The following is an 18,067-nucleotide window of genomic DNA, read 5'->3' as shown; positions in this document are numbered from 1 at the left end:
CTGAAGGTGTTCGTCGGCGCCTTTCTGATCCTTTCGGCGGTCGGCACGAGCTGGGTCTTCGGCAGCCCCGTCATGGCCGTGCCGGACGAGCCCGCCCACGCGATCCACGCCGCTGCCGTCGTCCGCGGACAATGGACCGGCGAACGAACCGATCAGGGCGGCTGGACGAACGTCGAAGTGCCCGAGTACGTCGCAGAGAGTTACGACGTCCGCTGCTACGCCTTCAACCCTGCGGTGTCCGTCGAGTGCCAGGGTGAGATCCCCTCCGGCGAGTCTCCGACCGTGATCACGACCTCCGCAGGCTCCTACAACCCTGTCTACTATGCATTCGTCGGACTGCCCAGCCTCGTGCTGGACGGAGCGAGCGCCTTCTATGCGATGCGCCTCGTCGGCGTCCTCCTGTGCGCCGCATTGCTCGCACTCGCCGTGGTGGCCCTGACGCAGCTGCGCCGCACGAGCTTCGTCGGCATCGCCTTCGTGGCGGCGACGACACCCATGGTGACCTTCCTCATGGCCGGCATAAACCCGAACGGCATGGAGATCGCGTCGGCCGTCATGCTCTTCTGCTGGTTGCGCCTCCTCACGGATCGGATCGACGAGGGCATCCCGGCTCACCGCGTCGTCATGGTCGCGCTGGCCGCCGTGGCGGTCGCCAACACGCGGAGCATCGGACTGCTCTGGCTCCTCGTCATCGTGGTGGCCACGCTCGCGGACCTTCGTGTGCTCAGGCTGTTGGTCCGTTCACGGGCGTTCTGGATCGGGACCGTCGGCATCGGCCTGGGCGTGGCCTTCAGCCTCGTCTGGCTCGCGTCGACCCAGAGCCTGGACGTCACGGTTCCGAACCCGGGTGCGGGCACGCCCTTCCCCGCCGCGTTCCACATCATGGTCACCCAGACCTACGAGAACTTCCAGGGCTACGTGGGGCTCTTCGGCTGGCTCGACACCCCGGTGCCGTCGACGGTGGTGTTCCTCTGGACCTCGGTCGTGTTCGTGGCCGTCGTCGGAGGACTCTTCTTCGGTCGTGGCCCGAGTCGACGGGCCCTCACCGTCGTGCTCGCGGCGTTCTTGCTGGTCCCTCCTCTCGTCCAGGGCGCGACGGCCTTCGACTACGGCTTCATCTGGCAGGCCCGTTACGTCCTCGCGCTCTACGCCGTCACCGTCGTGGCGGCCGGCGTGGCCCTGGACGTCGCCTTCCCGAACGGTCTCGCCGAACCGCGGGCACGGCGACTGGCGTTCGCCGTGCTCGGTCTCCTGGCTGCGCTCCACGTCTACTCGTTCCTCTGGAACCTCCGTCGTTACGTGGTGGGAACACCGGACGGCTGGCGGAAGATGTTGGCAGCTCCGGAGTGGCAGCCGCCCGGAACGTGGATGTTGTGGGCGGCGGTCCTCGTCGTCGCCGTCGGGGTGGGCGTCGAGGCGACGCGCCGCACGTTCCTGGCTCGTCCATCCCTTCTCGTCGACGAAGCCGGCAGAACCGCGAGGCCAGTCACGACCTCGTGACGCGGTGAGGCAGCGGGGAGACCAGACGTTCCTCGCCACCCCCTTCCCCGAACACCGCAGACACGGGGCAGACGACGAAGGGCCAGGGCTGATCGCCCTGGCCCTTCGTGTGTGCGCCGACCCGGTCAGGGGACGATGACCTGCCCGCAGAAGAGTTGCGGATTCGTCCCTCCGGCCGTGTCGAGAGCGTAGACGCACACCTGACGAGGTCCGGACGCAGCCGGGACGACGGCCTGGTATCCGTGCGAGCCCGTGACACCGAAGACTCGGTTCACGTCAGGCCGGGGCTGGTCGGCCGAGAGGGCCGTGCCCTTGCCGTCCACGTAGACGTGCACCGGGATGGACGCCGCGGTGGCGTCGGGGTCGAAGGCCCATCCCTTGACGGACACTCCACCCGCCACTCCGACGACGGACTCGTTGCTCGCGGTCGGTGGGGCGTTGGTCGTGACGACGGTCTGACAGCGCATCAGGACGGTCGCCCCGGCCCCTTGGTTGATCGCATAGACGCAGATCTCGTGCGAACCGCTCCGGACGGGAACCGTGGTCGAGAACCCGTGGGCGGCTCCGTAGGCGGGGAACGACCTCGCGATGTCACTTCGAGGTGCGTCGGCCGTGATCGCCCGTCCGACCCCGTCGACGTACACGTGAACCGGGATGGACGCCGCTGTGTCCGGGTCGAGCGCCCAACCGCGCACGGTGACGGAGTCGCTGGACGCCGTGACGGCGTCGACGACGCCGATCGGAGAGCCGGACGGAACCGACACCGAGGAGCATCTCATCGTGGTCGTGCTCCCCGCCCCGACGTTCAGCGCGTAGATGCAGACGTCATGTGCGCCCGGGGTCGCCGCAAGGGTGGTGGAGAACCCGTGGGCTGCACCGTACGCGGGGAAGTTGCGACCGATGTCGGGCCGGTTCTCGTTCGCCACGAGTGCGGTGCCCTTTCCGTCCACGTAGACGTGCACGGGAATCGACGCCGTCGTGTCGTAGTCGAGGGCCCAACCCGAGACGACGATCTGACCGGGACCGGCGGCCAGGGTGTCGACGACACCGACCGGGTTGGGCGGCAGCACGGTCACCGAGCGGCATCCGAGGGATGAGGTGTTCCCCGAGGCCACACCGATGGCGTAGACGCACACGTCCCACGTTCCGGGGGACGCCGCGACGCTCGCGGAGTACCCGTGGGCGGAGCCGAGAGCCGGGTAGACCGCACCGACGTCGGGCCGCGATCCGTCGGCTCGGATCGCCGTGCCCTGAGCGCCCACGTAGACGTGGACGGCGATCGACGCGGACGTGCTCGGGTCGGCGGCCCAGCCGCTCACCGTGACCTTGCCCACGCCGCCGTTGAGCGACTCGATGCTGCCGAACGGCTTCGTGGGTCCGGTCGGCGAGCCGAACCAGTCGTTGAAGTAGACCCAGAAGTTCCGGTTGCCGTAGGCGGAACAGGCGTCTCCCGATCCGTTGAGGTTCGCCAGCGCCGCGGCATTGGGCGTGTAAGGCGTGTAGTAGTACAAGTTCGCCGTGGCCTGGTTCTTGATGAAGACGCTCTTCGAACCGCACGCGGCATTGGGGTTGTACAGGACGTTGCGGTTGCCACCCGGGGCGTACTGGGTGAAGTAGTTGCTCGTCCCGGCTGGATTGGCGTATCGCTTGAACTGCCAGGACGCCTTGTAGAGCTGGTTGTAGACACCCGCGAACGACGGATCGCAGCCCCCGTTGGCACTGTCGGGGCACGCATAACCCATGGCTCGCTCGAGTCGTGCGTCCGACGGCCCCTTGGCGATGGAGCCCGTGACCAGGCTCTGCTCCTTCTGGAGCGTCACCAAGAGGACCTGGGGATTGATCCCGCAGGCCTGGGCGACCTTGGCGATGATGCGGGAGACGGGCTCCTGGGACGCCCCTTGGTACGCACCGCACATGGCGTCCGCCCCCCGGGACGAGGTGTCGAGCCTCTTGGCACTCAGGCAGTTGGCATTCGTGCAGTTACCGATGCGAGAGGTCAGGAACGCCTGGATCTGGGCTTCGGACATCGCGGACGCGTTGAAGAACGTCTGATCCGAGATGATGTTCCCGGGATCGAAGTCGGCCCCGGACACCGCCTGGGCCGGTGGGGACGACGAACCCCACGCCAGGCCGGTCATCAGACCTGCTGCGACGGCGATGGCTGCTGCCATCGCGATGAACCTTCTCGACACGGACGGCCTCCCTGGGGCGTGCGGTCGAGGCGTCTCCCTCCGCCGCTACCTGGCGGCGTGCCTCGTCGATCGAGCGGGAGTCGGATGCGAAGCCCGACCAGTTCTCAGACTCTAGCTGTACGTACCCCGTTCGTCAGGCAACGTCCCCCGAAGACGGGGCAGCATCCGAGGAGGACAACGACCGCTCCACCCGAAGGCGATCGGCGCGAGAGACGCCCGAACGCCGCCGTGCCGCGACGGCGGAGCGTGACGCGGTCACCAGCCCTCTCGACACCGCCGCCCAGTCTCGTCGGGTCAGAAGAGCCGTGTCCGGTCGCACGAGATCGATCAGGAGGCGCGCGAGGGTCCTCAGGACGACACGGAGAACGAATCCCCAGGATCCGTTGCGGAGAACCACCAGAAGACGGTTCCTCATGCTCTGACGGCGAACGAGAACACCGTCGTCGTCCGAACTGGCCGCGTGCCGGTGGACAGCTCGGGCCGAGGCCGCGTGGACGATCTCCTGCCCCGCCAGACGAAGCCTCCACGAGACGTCGAGGTCCTCGTAATACATGAAGAGCGACTCGTCGAAACCGCCGACGGCGGCCAACGCCGATCGCCGCAGGAAGGCAGCCCCTCCGGAGAAGCCGAAAGGACGACCCCCAGGGTCGGCGACGAGGTCGACGGGTCGTAGCCAGTCGCGGTCGCGACCGTTCCCGTCGGGTCCGAGCTCGATCCCGGTACCGTTCATCAAGGTCACGGCGTCGGCGTCGTCGGACCTCCGCCAGGCCACCCCCTCCCCGTCGACGAGCGCACGCCCGCCCCGGGACGCCGACGGGACGAAGCGCCCTTCGAGGGTCACCGTGGCCGAAGCCGCGGCCACGGTCTCCCCACCGTCGCTCAGCGCCCGGAGGCCGGCGTCCAGGAACCCCGGTTCAGCGACGGCGTCGTTGTTCAGCAGGACGACGACGTCCCCGGTCGAGGCCTCGATGCCTCGACGAACGCCGCCGGCGAAACCGGCGTTCGTGGACTCCTCGACGACGACGAGATCGGGGAACGTCCGCCGGAAGATGTCGACGGCTCCAGGGCGCGCCTCGTTCTCGACCAGGACGACCTCGAACGACCACTGGGAGTCCTGGCCGATCAGCGAATGGAGACAACGCACGGTCAGTTCGGGTTGACGCCAGTTGACCACGATCACGGATGCGTCCATCCGATCATTGTGACAGCGGGAGGAGAGCTGTCGGCGACGCCCTCGTATAGTGGGACCGCACTCGCGGGGCCCTCCGGCCCGCCCCACCGTCCCTTGGAGTACCCACCGTGCCTGTTTCCACGTCGAGCGTCGTCTCGGTCGTCATCGTCAATTTCCGCGGTACGGACGACACGCTCGAATGCGTTGCACGTCTCAACGAGGTGGACTGGCCGAAGGACCAGCTCGAGATCGTGGTGGTCGAGAACGGCTCGGGCGACGACAGCCGTCAACGCCTCGAGGCCGAGCTCGGCGGCCGGAGCAACGTCACGATCGTGGTGTCGAAGGACAACCTCGGGTTCACGGGCGGCAGCAACCTGGGCGCCAAGAAAGCCAAGGGCGAGTTCGTCGCGTTCTTGAACAACGACGCCAAACCGCACCCGGGCTGGGTCCGAGAGGCGCTCGACCAGTTCAACGTGAGCCCCCGCGTGGCAGCGGTCGGCAGCAAGGTCCTCGACTGGGACGGCAAGGCGATCGACTTCGTCCAGGGCAGCCTCACTTGGTTCGGCATGGGGTACAAGGACCGCGTCACCGAGGTCGACGACGGGTCGTTCGACACACCCAAGGACCTCCTCTTCGGCACCGGCTCCGCTCTCTTCGTCCGCAAGGCCGTCTTCGAGCAGGTGGGCGGCTTCGACGAGAAGCTCTTCATGTTCTACGACGACGTCGATCTCGGGTGGCGCCTCAACATCCTCGGATATCGCGTCCGCTTCGCTCCCTCGTCGATCGTCTTCCACAAGCACCACGGTTCGATGAAGAGCTTCGGCGAACACCGCGAGATGTACCTGCTCGAGCGCAACGCGTTGATGTTGCTCTTCAAGAACCTGTCCGACGAGAGCCTGGCCAAGTTCTTGCCGGGAGCGCTCGCCCTGCTCGCACGACGGGCGGTGGCGAAGAGCGGCCTCGACTCCGAGATGTTCGACATCCGCCGGTTCGTGGGCGCCCCGGACGAGTTCGACCGAGACACTCCCGTGTCGAAGGACACCATGGCCGGCCTGTTCGCACTCGACCAGTTCGTCGCCGAACTCCCCGAGCTCCAGGCCGCGAGGGACGATCTCCAGGCTCGCCGCACGAAGACGGACGCCGACGTCTTCCGCCTCTTCGGCGACATCTTCAAGCCTCTGTTCGGTGACCCTTATTACCTCGAGGGATTCCGATCGATCGTCGATGCCTTCGACATCCGGGAGCACACCCAGCGGACCAAGGTGCTGGTCATCACGGGTGACGCGATCGGCGAGAAGATGGCCGGCCCGGCCATGCGCGCCTGGAAGATCAGCGAAGCCCTCTCTGAGCACAGCGACGTCCGGCTCCTCACCTGGAACGTCGCCGCTCGCAAGTCGGACCGCTTCGAGGTGAGCCGGGTGCGCCTCCAGAACGAGCACGAGATGAAGGCCCACGAAGAGTGGGCTGACGTGATCGTGTTCCAGGGTCACGCCCTCCATCACTTCACGACCCTCAAGAAGTCGCACAAGATCATGGTCGCCGACCTGTACGACCCCATGCACCTCGAACAGCTCGAACAGGGTCGCGAGTGGGGGCTGGCCCAGTGGAAGAACCAGGTCGCCTCGGCGACCGACGTGCTCAACGAGCAACTCCTGCGAGCAGACTTCTTCCTCTGCGCCTCCGAACGCCAGCGTCTCTTCTGGCTCGGCCAACTCGCCGGTCTCGGGCGCATCAATCCGGAGAACTACGCCGCGGACGAGAACCTCGAGAAGCTGATCGCCATCGCCCCGTTCGGCATGGATTCCACTCCTCCGGCGCACACCCGCAAGGCGATCCGAGGTGTGGTCCCCGGCATCGGCGAGGACGACAAGGTGGTCATCTGGGGAGGTGGCATCTACAACTGGTTCGACACCCTCACCCTGATCCGCGCGATCGCGGCCTTGGCCGAACGTCGTCCCGACGTTCGACTCTTCTTCCTCGGTGTGGCCCACCCGAATCCGGACGTCCCCGAGATGGCCATCGTCGCCCGCACGCGCGAGCTCGCGGCGGAGCTCGGCGTCGCCGGCAAGAACGTCTTCTTCAACGAACAGTGGGTCGCACTCGACGACCGGTCGAATTACCTCCTCGAAGCGGATGCCGGTGTCAGCACCCACTACGACCACATCGAGACGACGTTCTCCTTCCGGACGCGCATCCTCGACTACATGTGGGCCAACCTGCCCATCGTGACGACTCGTGGGGACAGTTTCGGAGACCTCGTAGGAGCCGAGGGCATGGGCGTGGCCGTGCCCGAGCGCGACGTCGACGCCCTGGCCGATGCCCTCGAGGCCGTGCTCTACGACCCCGAGGTGCGGGCCGACACACGCGCCGCCGTGTCACGGGTGCGCGAGGACTTCACATGGGAGAAAGCCCTCGAACCGCTCGTCGAGTTCTGCCGCGACCCTCAGGTCGCCGCGGATCGCGCGCTGGAGAGCACCCCGGTCACCACGGTCAGAGCGCTCCGGGGCAAGGTGGCGCGGTCGAGCGAGGAGAAGTTCCACGAGATCGCCAATCGACGCCACGGAGTCGTTCGTGACATCGCCCTCGCTCGCCACTACGTGACGGACGGCGGCGGTCTCCAGGTGCTGCGCGACAAGGTCCAGAACCGTCTCGCCACCATGCGAGCCAGCAGATACGGCAAATAGCCGTCATCCCGGACTGGTCCGGTCCGCACAGGTCGACCGGATATAGTGCTTCAGTTTTGACCACGAAGGGGTCCACGCCCATGACCACCACGACACCGAGCACGACCTCGGGGGAACGCTTCCAGCGTCTCGCGACAGAGCCCATGGTCGTCGCAGGCCAGCCCTCCAAGGTCTTCAGCGGCACGTTCGGCATCGTCCGCGAGATCCTCGCGCACCGTCAGCTGCTCGACCTCCTCATCCGCCGTGATCTCAAGTCGCGTTACAAAGACAGCGCCCTGGGGTTCCTCTGGACCCTCATCCGCCCCATAACGCAGCTCATCATCTACTACGTGGTGCTCGGACAGATCCTCGGAGCAGCCCGCAACATCCCCGAGTTCGCGGTCTACATCTTCTCGGGTCTGACCATCTACGGTCTGCTGAGCGAGATCATCGCGGGCTCGACGTCGTCCATCGTCAGCAACGGTGGCCTGATCAAGAAGGTCTACACGCCTCGGGAGATCTACCCTCTGGCGAGCATCGGCTCCGCCCTCTTCAACTTCGGCATCCAGATGGTCGTCTTGATCGGTGCCACGATCGTCACCGGGTCGTTCCCCTGGCACCTCGACGTCCTCTATTTCTTCCCGTCGGTCATCCTCATATTGATCTACGGCACGGCCTTCGGTCTGCTGTTGGCGGCTCTGAACGTCTATCTCCGGGACATGCAGTACCTGGTCGAGGTCTTGCTGATGCTCGCCATGTGGGCCTCGCCCATCGTCTACGCGTGGACGATGGTCTCCAATGCGCTGACGGACGGGCGTGGGTGGCTGCTCGGTCTCTACACCGACAACCCCGTCACCCTCGCGGTCCTGGGTTTCCACCGCGCCTTCTGGATCGCGGGCGACGAAGCGTCGTACCCCGAGGACCTCCTTCTGCGCATGGGCATTGCCGCCTTGATCGGACTCGTCCTCCTCTACGCGTTCCACCGTGTCTTCGCCCGGCTGCAGGGCAACTTCGCCCAAGAGCTCTAGAAACGAACGGACATCCCGCTCCAATGAACACGGACCAGCCGTCGCCCCTCCACGCATCAGTCACCTCCCCGGCCGACCCGCCGACCGTCGTGTCGATCGAGAACGTCTCGAAGAAGTTCGTCATCCGGAAGGACAACTCCCTCAAGGAACGCCTCGTCACCCTCGGTCGGGCAGGCCGCCGGAACAGCGAGGAGTTCTGGGCCCTCAGCGACGTCTCGCTCGAGATCCCCGCTGGCAGCACCATCGGGCTGCTGGGACCGAACGGGTCCGGCAAGAGCACCTTGTTGAAAGCCATCGGTGGCATCATCGAGCCCACCTCCGGGTCGATCAGACGACGAGGTCGACTGGCGGCCTTGCTCGAGCTCGGAGCAGGCTTCCACCCCGACCTCACAGGCCGGGAGAACGTCTTCCTCAACGCCTCGATCCTGGGCCTCAGCCAGGCCGAGACGGAGGACAAGTTCGACGACATCCTCACGTTCTCGGGGATCGGGGACTTCATCGACACCCAGGTCAAGTTCTATTCGTCCGGCATGTACGTCCGCCTGGCCTTCGCCGTGGCGATCCACACCGATCCCGACGTGCTGTTGGTGGACGAGGTGCTGGCGGTCGGCGACGAGGCCTTCCAGCGGAAGTGTCTCGACAAGATCCGGGAGTTCCAGCAGCAGGGTCGAACGATCATCCTCGTGAGTCACTCGTTGGGGCAGGTCCAAGAGCTCTGTGATCGTGCCGTCGTCCTTTCCAAGGGCGAGGTGATGTTCCAGGGATCGGCGGCCGACGCCGTCAAGAACTTCCGAGACATCCTCGAGGGTCGCCGGGTAGCCGAAGCAGAGGCGCAGTCTCCCGACGTCGAAGCGACACCAGGGCACGTCACGGCGACCGAGGTCCGCGCCGAGGGGCGCGCGCCGGGCGAGGAGTTCCAACCGGGCGACACGCTCGTGGTCCGAATGGAGTTCAGCCACACCACTCCGCTGGAGCGGTGGCACTCGGGTTTCAAGATCGAGACCAACCTCGGCACGCAGGTGTACGGCACCGACAGCCGGATGCTCGGACTCGACCACGAGCCCCTGCGCGGTACCGCTGCAGTCGAATACCGGCTCGACAACATCCAATTCGGTGGAGGCCCCTACTTCGTGCACAGCTTCATGGCCGAGCCGAACGGAGCACACATCGCCATCCAGCGCCAGGCGGCTCGGTTCGTCATGGCCGACGACGATCACGCCTCGGGCGTGGTGAGGGTCGACGCCACGGTCAGAGCTCTCAGCGCCTGACAATGACGAGCATCCTCCCCGTCCTCGTCGATGCCACGTCCTTGCCACCGAACAAGGGGGGCGTGGCTCGGTACATCGCGGGGCTTCTCCGGGGCTTGACCGATCTCGGTGTCACGGTCAACGTGGTGGTCAAACCGTCGGACCGTGCCTGGCTCCTCGACCAAGCACCTGGTCACCACGTGCTGGAGGCACCGCCGTCGGTGTCGTCACGCCCGCTGCGACTGCTCTGGGAACAAATCGGTCTTCCGATCCTCGCGAGGCGCCTCAGGGTCGACGTCATTCATTCGCCGCATTACACGTTCCCCTTCTTCGCCCGACGAAAAGTGGTCGTCACGGTCCATGACGCGACCTTCTTCAGCGCACCCCACGACCACGCCGCAAGCAAGCGCATCTTCTTCTCGACGTGGATCCGCCTCGGACGACGATGGGCTGCTGCTTCCATCGCCCCCAGCGCGGCCACGGCGTCCGAGATGACGACGTGGGCGGGAAGGGCTCGTGGGCCGGTCTCCGTAGCCCATCACGGTGTCGACCCGTCCGTGTTCCGTCAGCCTCTCGACACCGAGGTGGCCTCGTTCGCCGCTGCTCACGGACTCTCGACCGAGGTCGGGTGGTTGGCCTTCCTCGGCACGGTCGAGCCTCGGAAGAGCGTGCCTGCGCTCGTCGAAGCCCATCGGAGGCTCTCCGCCGCCGACGCATCGACGCCCCCGCTGCTGGTCGCCGGGGGTCTCGGTTGGGACGAGGACGCACGTCGACTCCTGGAAGCGGCCGGTGACGAGCCGGGGTCGGCCCTTCGTTACGTCGGCTACTTGCCACTCGCCGAACTTCCGTCCTATCTCGGAGGAGCCACGATCGTCGTGTACCCCAGCACCGGCGAGGGTTTCGGCTTGCCGGTACTCGAGGGCATGTCGTCGGGGGCCACCGTCCTCACGACCCGTCGGCTGGCCCTGCCCGAGGTCGGAGGCGATGCCGTGAGTTACTGCGAGCCGGACGTCGACGGGATCGAAGGGGGTCTGCGCGAACTCCTGGCCGACGCAGGCCGGCGTCGTCGACTGGCTGCCGCAGCTCTCACGAGGTCATCCGGGTTCACATGGGAAGCGTGTGCCGTCGTCCATCGACGGAGCTGGGCGACGACGGCCGGAAGGCCATCCGTCTGAGTCGGGGGACGCCCTCGCGTCCATGCCAGACTGTAAGAGGATGCCGAGTTCGCCGGTCGGCGACCAGTCGTCAGGACGCGCGTCCGGCGGCCCGCCCCGGCCGACCATCACCAGAAGAGATCATGACGAACGAGATTCCGAACCGCCTCGCGCCGACGCTCGCGGTCGTGACCGTGAGCTACAACTCCGGCCACCACCTCGCCACGTTCCTCGAATCGACGAAGCAGGCGTCCGCACTCGGCGCAGGGGTCCTCGTCGTCGTAGCCGACAACCAGTCGACAGACGCGGACGCTGCACGTCTGACCACGGAGAGCGCAGGCGCCCGTTTCCTCGATGTCGGTTTCAATGCGGGCTACGGCACTGCGGCGAACGCGGCTCTGGCGACCCTCCCCGAGACGGTGCGGTACGTTCTCGTGTCCAACCCCGACGTCGTCCTGTCGCCCGGCTCACTCGACGTCCTCGTCGAGACGGCTCAGTCGAATCCCCGGACCGGCGCCGTCGGGCCCGCCGTTCTGGAACCGGATGGCTCGGTCTACCCGTCGGCTCGAGCCGTTCCCTCGCTGCGGACCGGGCTCGGGCACGCTCTCTTCGCCAACGTCTGGCCGTCGAACCCTTGGACACAGCGCTACCACCAGGAACATGCCGCGACGGGCACTCGTGAGGTCGGATGGCTCTCCGGCGCGTGCGTTCTTTTCCCTCGCGATGTCCTCGACGATCTGGACGGGTTCGATTCCGGCTATTTCATGTACTTCGAGGACGTCGACCTGGGATGGAGGATCGGTCGTGCGGGCTACGTGAACGTCTACCAACCCTCTGCCGTGGTCACCCATGTCGGAGCCCACGCCACTCGTGATTCCTCCGATGCGATGCGACGCGAACACCACCGGAGCGCCTACCGGTTCCTCTCGACCAAGTACTCCGCCTGGTGGCTCTGGCCCCTGCGCGTAGCCCTGCGTGCGGGTCTGAGCATCAGAGCTCGTCTCCACGGCTGAACGCCCTCCCGACCCGACCCGACCCGACTGGAGAACAACATGACCCTGGCCGTCACCGCTATGGTCCGAGACGAGTCCGACGTCATCCGCCAGTGGGTGGAGTATCACCTCGCCCAGGGGGTCGACGTGATCATCGTGACCGACAACGCCTCCACGGACGGAACCGCTGAGATCCTCCAGTCCTTCGCCGAGTCCGGTGTCTTGACCCTCCACCATGATCCAGTCCACCGGAAGCAGCAGGGCACCGTGGTCACCGCCATGGCAAGGGAAGCTGCGACGGTCCATGGCGCCGACTGGGTCATCAACGCCGATGCCGACGAGTTCCTGATGCCCGTCGATCGGTCTCTCACCCTCGCGGATGTCTTCTCACGGCTCGACGAAGGGCTCGGTTCGTTCGGTGTTCCTGTCGTGAACATGGTCGGACCCGTCGCAGAGAGCGGCGCCGGCTGGGATCGGCTCGTCTGGCGTGACCAACGGGACAACGATCAATTGAGGCACGTCGGCGTCCTCGCGCAGCCCACGTCGAACGCCGTCCACGTCGGCCGACCTGACGTCACGGTCGTCCAGGGCAATCATCTCGTGAGCATCGCGAGCACAGGTTCGCCGCCGGACGCGCTGGCACTCGAGGTGCTCCACCTACCGTGGCGTTCGTGGCACCAGTTCGAGCACAAGGTCAGCATGGCCGGAGCTGGGTACGAGGCCAATCCCGACCTCCGCCCCAGTCCGAACCACCACGGCATGAGGGACTGGGCCCGTCTCGGCCAGGGGGTCCTGTTGCCGTTCTACGCCGCTCGCCACATCTCCGCTGACGAGGCCGAAACGGGTCCGTTCACCGAGGACACGAGCCTGCCGGACTTCCTGCGTCGTCAGGGGATCGCGTTGGGTGAGCCGGATGTCCCCATCCCGGTAGAGAGGGCCGAGGAACTCGCGGGGTGGGGTCGGGCCCAGGTCCGGCTCGAGAACGACGTCGCGCGACTGCAGTCCGTCCTGGATCGTCTGGAAGACGAACGCCGTGCCCGAGAGCGGGAACTCACGGACGAAGTCGCGGCTCTGCAACGCGAGGTCGCGGCGATCACGTCACGCAAGGTCGTCCGCCTGACCGACACCATCGCGAATCGACTCAGACGCGGCTGACGGCGACGGTTCGGGTGTTCGACGTCACGAAGGCCGTCGGGTCACCGTCGGTCGCGTGATGCGTCACGTCCGTTCTCGGTGACGACACGGAGGACGTCGTCCACGAGGACCGAGGCACGACGAGCGAAGGAATGCTCTTTCGCGATGGCCGCGGCTGACGAGGCGCGAGCGCCGACGTCATCCACCCACGCATGCTGCGAGAGGCGGCGAAGGTCCTCGACGGTGCGATAGGTCCTGACGGCGGGCCCGAACACGTCGACCAGGCCTTCGGCCTCGTCGCTGATGACCGCAGCTCCCGATGCGACGGCATCGAACAACCGGTTCGAGATGAATCCTTCTCGAGCCATGTCTCGCCAATGGTCGTTGAGGACGAGTCGCGCACTTCGGTAGGCAACGGCGAGTTCGTCGTTGGACAGGAACGTGCCGCGGACGTGCTCATCCGAGATGAACCGTGTCCATCCTTCGCCCCAGACGCTGAGGTCCAGGCCCGCCTCCACGGCGTCTCGCACGACGGGCCGGAAGACCTCGCGTGTCTTGCCGACGAAGAGGACGTCGGACGCCAGGCCGGGGTCGACCGGACCAGGATGGAATCGCGAGGGGTTGGTCGCCTGAAGCAAGGGTTCGATCGGAAGACTCGTTCGTCGTGCCGTCTTCTGGGCCCACCGGGGCCCTGCGGAGTAGCGCAAGTCGTACCCGGCCAATTCGACGTCGGACACGCGATCGGGATGACTGATGACCCAGAGGACGTTCATCGCCCAGGGGTTGAGCGGCACTCGGTCGAGACCTCGCAGAACGAGCGAGACATCGTCGAGATGCTCGGACTCGGGACGGACACTCGACTCCCGATTGTCGATGACGACTTCTTGGCCCGCACCACGAAGAGCCTCTGCCAGATCGCGTGCGAAGAAGACGTCTCCCCAGTCGTCGCCGCGTTCCCCGGCCCAGGCGGCGGTCTTGATGGACCAGCGAAGACGAGGAGTTCCTTCGACGACGGAGACACCGTCCCTGCGCTCGATGCGGGGCCGGGTGACCCTCGCCGGCACGGCCCCCGCGGGCTGCACGGAAGGAGTCCCCAGCCGGAATCCCGCAGCGGCGAGCACGACGGGCGATCGACCGTCGACCAGGGTGGCCCAGACCTGCAGCAGGTCTTGAGCGATCACGTCGAGACGACGCGCGGGCTCCCGTGCCTGGTAGACGCGGCCGAGCGGAACGGCGACCACGCGGTCGCTCCCGGGCTCCGAGAGGGAGGCCCGTGCGGAGACGGACAACGACAATGCCGTGACGGCCAGGGGGACGTCCGTCGTGGCCGGCGGGACGACGAGATGCCTGGTCCTCACGGCGAACGCTGGACGGTCCGCGGCCATGATGTCGACGACTCCCAGGGCTTCGGCGTCCTCCGGGGGGAAACCGCCCAACAAGGACCCGGGGGCGCTGAGAGGCATGTCGAACACGGCCCCCACGCTGACGATCGTCTCGTTGGGATGCCTGAGCACCGCCTGCGCCAGCGCCACTCCCCCTCGAAGCTCGTCCGCGAGCCCGAGGACCACCCTGACGTCCGCCTTCACGGTGGAATCCACGACGACCGTCCGCGTACCCGTGAGATGAGGCAGGACCTGTCCCACCCCTGCCGACCAACCCCGCATGACGTGCGGCACGACCAGCGGAAGTGCCTCGGGCAGACGAGGGAGCACATGCGTGCGTCCGACTGATTCTTCGACCTGATAGACCACGGCGGTGACGACCACACCCCGGGATGTCGCCTCGGACGCCAATCCGGCGAGTTCCTCGACGACGTCCGGACGTCGTTCGAGGTCGTCCACATCGATCGTCACCACGAGATCGACGATCGATTCCAGCAGGTCCTCTCGGACGCCCGGCTGAGGGCCGTCGGCGAGGGGCTCGGCGACGTGTCTCGGGGGCTCTCCATCGGGGGCCAGGATCGGGGCTGCCCCGGCCGACGCCGCACCACGAACGAACGCCGACACCTCGGACGCGGTCCGACGAGGATGCTCGACACCGCGTGAAGCCAGTCGAAGGACCCTCGCGACCTGCCGACGGACTCCGTGAAGCACGAGCTACTCGGCGATCAGCTTCTGGAGGTAGACCCCGTATCCGCTCTTCGCGAGAGGGGCGGCCAAGGACGCGAGGTGCTCGTCGTCGATCCAACCGTTCCGCCAGGCGATCTCCTCGATGCAGCCGATCTTGTGGCCTTGCCGATCTTCGATCACCCGCACGTATTCGGAGGCCTGCATCATGGATTCGAACGTGCCGGTGTCGAGCCACGCCGTTCCCCGGTCGAGGACCTGCACCTGGAGGTGACCCGCCTCGAGATACCGCTCGTTCACGGTCGAGATCTCGAGTTCACCTCGAGGACTGGGCTCGATGGTCTTGGCGATCTCGACGACGCGGTTGTCGTAGAAGTAGAGCCCGGGGACGGCGTAGTTGCTCTTGGGGACGGCCGGCTTCTCTTCGATCGAGACCGCTCTGAACGACTCGTCGAACTCGACGACGCCGTACGCTTTGGGGTCCGAGACGTGGTACGCGAAGATCGTCGCCCCATCGACGTCGGCGTTCTTCTTGAGGTTCGAGCCGAGCCCCACGCCGTGGAAGATGTTGTCTCCGAGCACGAGCGCGACGCTGTCGTCCCCGATGAATTCCTCGCCTATGACGAACGCCTGGGCGAGACCGTCGGGTGACGGTTGGACCGCGTACTCGATGTGCATGCCGAGTTGCGAGCCGTCACCGAGGAGGGCACGGAACTGGTCGTTGTATTCCGGGGTCGTGATGACGAGGACCTCGCGGATTCCGGCCATCATGAGCGTCGACAAGGGGTAGTAGACCATCGGCTTGTCGTAGATGGGCATCAACTGCTTCGAGATGCCCTTGGTGATCGGCCAGAGACGGGTCCCGGAGCCGCCGGCGAGGATGATTCCCTTCATGCGCTCAGACCTCCTTCGAATCGAGGCTTCGGTAGAACGAACGCATGTCGTCCCAGGTGGGCAGGAGTCCGGCGTCGGCTGCCTCGCGGAGACCCGGCGCATCGGTGTCCTTGGGTGAGAGGAGCGCCTCGCCTGCTTCGGGCGGGAAGACCAGACCGATCTCGGGATCGAGGGGGTCGATGCCGTGTTCACGCTCGGCATTGAACGTGTCCGTGACGAGGTAGCTGACCGTGGCGTCGTCCGTCAGCGCGACGAACGCGTGCCCCAGCCCCTCGGAGAGATAGATGGCGCGACGGTCACGGTCGTCGAGGAGGACGGAGTCCCATTCACCGAATGTCGGCGATCCGACGCGGATGTCGATGACGTAGTCGAGCACCGCGCCGTGCGTCGCGGTGACGTACTTGGCCTGTCCGCGAGGCACGTCCGCGAAGTGGATGCCCCGCACGACGCCACGTCGGGACACCGACGTGTTGGCCTGCCGGAGGTCGATCGGGTGCCCGACGACCTCTGCGAGACGGTCGAAGCGGTACCACTCGAGGAACACGCCACGATCGTCACCGAACATCTTCGGCGTGATCTCGTAGCTGTCAGGGATCTTCAGTTCGCGGATCTGCACCCGGGAAGCCTAGCAAGCCGGTGGGGAGGACGGGCGAGCCGTCCGGCCACGACGCAGCACGTCGGCCCACGTCGTGCTGCAACCGAGGAGGCGGTGACCGCTCACGTACGACGCCGCCGCTTCGGAGGGCCCCTCGTCCACGGCGGCCAGAATGGCACGACGCCAGTCGTCGGTGCTCGATGCGGTGCGCCCGCCGTGATCCGGCACCGTGGCGTAGCTGGTCGATCTCGATGCCACCGTCGGCAGTCCCAACATCGTGTACTCCAGGAACTTCAGGTCGCTCTTGGAGGTGTTGAACGGATCGTCGGCCAACGGCGCCAGGCCCACCGACCATCGTCCGGACTCACCCCGCATCCACCGGACGAATTCGGGGTGATGGCCCTCCGGGATGTCCACACGCTCGAACCACCCGGGGTCTCCGCCCGTGACGCCGACGACGTCGAGCACGACCGGGCGCCCGTCCTTCGTGGCCAGGCCGTCGAAGACCGGTCGCAGCAGCTCGAGGTCGTCCTGGTGTGTCGCGGACCCCATGTACAGCGCATGGACCCGACCGTCCGCGTCGGGCCGCCCTCCGGTCCACGGCTCCCGAGGAGACGTCGGGCCGGGTTCGCCGCCCCAGAACTCCGGGTCGAGCTCGTTGGGGACGACCACCACCTCCGACGCCAACTGCCTCACCACCCGGGCGAGGGCTTCCGTGCTGACGATCACGGCGTCCGCCGCTCTCACGACGGCCTCGACGGAGTCGATCCGGGCCTCGTCGTACTCGGCACGCACGAGACGCCGACGCGCGTCCACGCTGAAGAAGTCGTCGTCGACCTCGGCGACCAGACGGGCTCCGGATGCGCGAACGGCCTGCAAGAACAGCGCGCTCGCCGAGGCGGGGACGGCATCCCTCTGGACGAGGACGACGTCGTAGGGAAGCCCCTTCTCGCCAGATGCGACCGCCGACGGGTCGATCTGCTCAGCCGACATGCGACCCGCCACCACCTCGCGGTTGACCCGGCGGGTCACCCGGATGTGGGCGGACCCCGGATGGACGCCCGCCGCGCCGAGGACGACGTATCCGAGCCGCAATGCTGGGGCGTCGTCGACGGGGTGGACGTTCGCCCTCCTCTGCCTCAGGACGCGCGAGACGACCGCACCGAACACGGAGCGGCGTTGCTCCGTCACCTCGCCGAGTAGTCGGCGCCGGACGTGACAGCCGAGTGCGGGATGGACAACGACGTGAGGATGTCGAGGAACGCCGCAGCGCTGACGGCCCTGGGTGGCTGACCGATGGACCGCAGCGCCGTCACCGTGCTCTCGGTCAGGACGTGTTTCAGCATTCGCGGGGCGACGACGCAGACGTAGCCGCTCCCGACCCCCGGCAACGATCCGGTGCACAGCAGGACGATCATGTTCGGTTTCCTT

14 protein-coding genes are annotated in these 18,067 nt (G+C 66.7%); 7 read left to right on the top strand and 7 right to left on the bottom strand.

Going from position 1 to position 18,067, the window contains the following annotated elements:
• Nucleotides 1-6: 6 nt before the first annotated feature.
• Complete coding sequence (locus tag ASE87_RS02440; RefSeq protein WP_056225666.1) at nucleotides 7-1,500, top strand: DUF2142 domain-containing protein; 1,494 nt, start codon at nucleotides 7-9, stop codon at nucleotides 1,498-1,500.
• A 125-nt stretch (nucleotides 1,501-1,625) separates the two neighbouring features.
• Here the strand turns inward: ASE87_RS02440 and ASE87_RS02435 are convergent, their stop codons facing one another.
• Entirely contained in the window at nucleotides 1,626-3,671 is a 2,046-nt protein-coding gene (locus ASE87_RS02435) for a hypothetical protein (RefSeq protein WP_157489647.1), read from the bottom strand.
• Between the two features lie 154 nt (nucleotides 3,672-3,825).
• Nucleotides 3,826-4,884, bottom strand: coding sequence for a glycosyltransferase family 2 protein (locus ASE87_RS02430; protein ID WP_056225660.1), 1,059 nt, complete (start codon nucleotides 4,882-4,884; stop codon nucleotides 3,826-3,828).
• Nucleotides 4,885-4,991: 107 nt separating this feature from the next.
• On the opposite strand from ASE87_RS02430, the gene ASE87_RS02425 reads away from it, so the two are divergent.
• The 6 genes from ASE87_RS02425 (at nucleotide 4,992) to ASE87_RS02400 (ending at nucleotide 13,102) form a co-directional block, all read left to right on the top strand.
• Nucleotides 4,992-7,547 (top strand): glycosyltransferase, encoded by a 2,556-nt coding sequence (locus ASE87_RS02425; protein ID WP_056225657.1) that lies wholly within the window; start codon nucleotides 4,992-4,994, stop codon nucleotides 7,545-7,547.
• 80 nt (nucleotides 7,548-7,627) lie between these two features.
• Complete coding sequence (locus ASE87_RS02420; protein ID WP_043594354.1) at nucleotides 7,628-8,554, top strand: ABC transporter permease; 927 nt, start codon at nucleotides 7,628-7,630, stop codon at nucleotides 8,552-8,554.
• A gap of 23 nt (nucleotides 8,555-8,577) precedes the next feature.
• Nucleotides 8,578-9,822 (top strand): ABC transporter ATP-binding protein, encoded by a 1,245-nt coding sequence (locus ASE87_RS02415; protein WP_056225654.1) that lies wholly within the window; start codon nucleotides 8,578-8,580, stop codon nucleotides 9,820-9,822.
• 2 nt (nucleotides 9,823-9,824) lie between these two features.
• Nucleotides 9,825-10,976 carry a glycosyltransferase family 1 protein gene (locus ASE87_RS02410; RefSeq protein WP_043594359.1) on the top strand — a complete coding sequence of 384 codons (1,152 nt, stop codon included), beginning with the start codon at nucleotides 9,825-9,827 and terminating at the stop codon, nucleotides 10,974-10,976.
• Nucleotides 10,977-11,098: 122 nt separating this feature from the next.
• Nucleotides 11,099-11,968 carry a glycosyltransferase gene (locus ASE87_RS02405; protein WP_056225651.1) on the top strand — a complete coding sequence of 290 codons (870 nt, stop codon included), beginning with the start codon at nucleotides 11,099-11,101 and terminating at the stop codon, nucleotides 11,966-11,968.
• 39 nt (nucleotides 11,969-12,007) lie between these two features.
• Nucleotides 12,008-13,102 (top strand): glycosyltransferase family 2 protein, encoded by a 1,095-nt coding sequence (locus ASE87_RS02400; RefSeq protein WP_056225648.1) that lies wholly within the window; start codon nucleotides 12,008-12,010, stop codon nucleotides 13,100-13,102.
• Nucleotides 13,103-13,143: 41 nt separating this feature from the next.
• Here the strand turns inward: ASE87_RS02400 and ASE87_RS02395 are convergent, their stop codons facing one another.
• The 5 genes from ASE87_RS02395 to ASE87_RS02375 form a co-directional block, all read right to left on the bottom strand.
• Nucleotides 13,144-14,679 carry a glycosyltransferase gene (locus ASE87_RS02395; protein ID WP_162235848.1) on the bottom strand — a complete coding sequence of 512 codons (1,536 nt, stop codon included), beginning with the start codon at nucleotides 14,677-14,679 and terminating at the stop codon, nucleotides 13,144-13,146.
• Between the two features lie 498 nt (nucleotides 14,680-15,177).
• On the bottom strand, nucleotides 15,178-16,041 hold the full coding sequence (rfbA, locus tag ASE87_RS02390; protein WP_043594368.1) for a glucose-1-phosphate thymidylyltransferase RfbA: 864 nt from the start codon (nucleotides 16,039-16,041) through the stop codon (nucleotides 15,178-15,180).
• Between the two features lie 4 nt (nucleotides 16,042-16,045).
• The gene (locus ASE87_RS02385) at nucleotides 16,046-16,657 is read right to left on the bottom strand and encodes a dTDP-4-dehydrorhamnose 3,5-epimerase family protein (protein ID WP_043594370.1); all 612 of its coding nucleotides are present in this window, start codon (nucleotides 16,655-16,657) and stop codon (nucleotides 16,046-16,048) included.
• Between the two features lie 9 nt (nucleotides 16,658-16,666).
• Entirely contained in the window at nucleotides 16,667-17,827 is a 1,161-nt protein-coding gene (locus tag ASE87_RS02380; RefSeq protein WP_056225642.1) for a hypothetical protein, read from the bottom strand.
• On the bottom strand, nucleotides 17,824-18,054 hold the full coding sequence (locus tag ASE87_RS02375; RefSeq protein ID WP_043594374.1) for a hypothetical protein: 231 nt from the start codon (nucleotides 18,052-18,054) through the stop codon (nucleotides 17,824-17,826). The genes ASE87_RS02380 and ASE87_RS02375 overlap by 4 nt, the downstream gene beginning before the upstream one ends.
• Nucleotides 18,055-18,067 lie beyond the last annotated feature (13 nt).

This window comes from Frigoribacterium sp. Leaf44 (assembly GCF_001421865.1).
Classification (GTDB): Bacteria; Actinomycetota; Actinomycetes; order Actinomycetales; family Microbacteriaceae; genus Frigoribacterium.
This window is presented reverse-complemented; position numbering and strand designations above follow the sequence as displayed.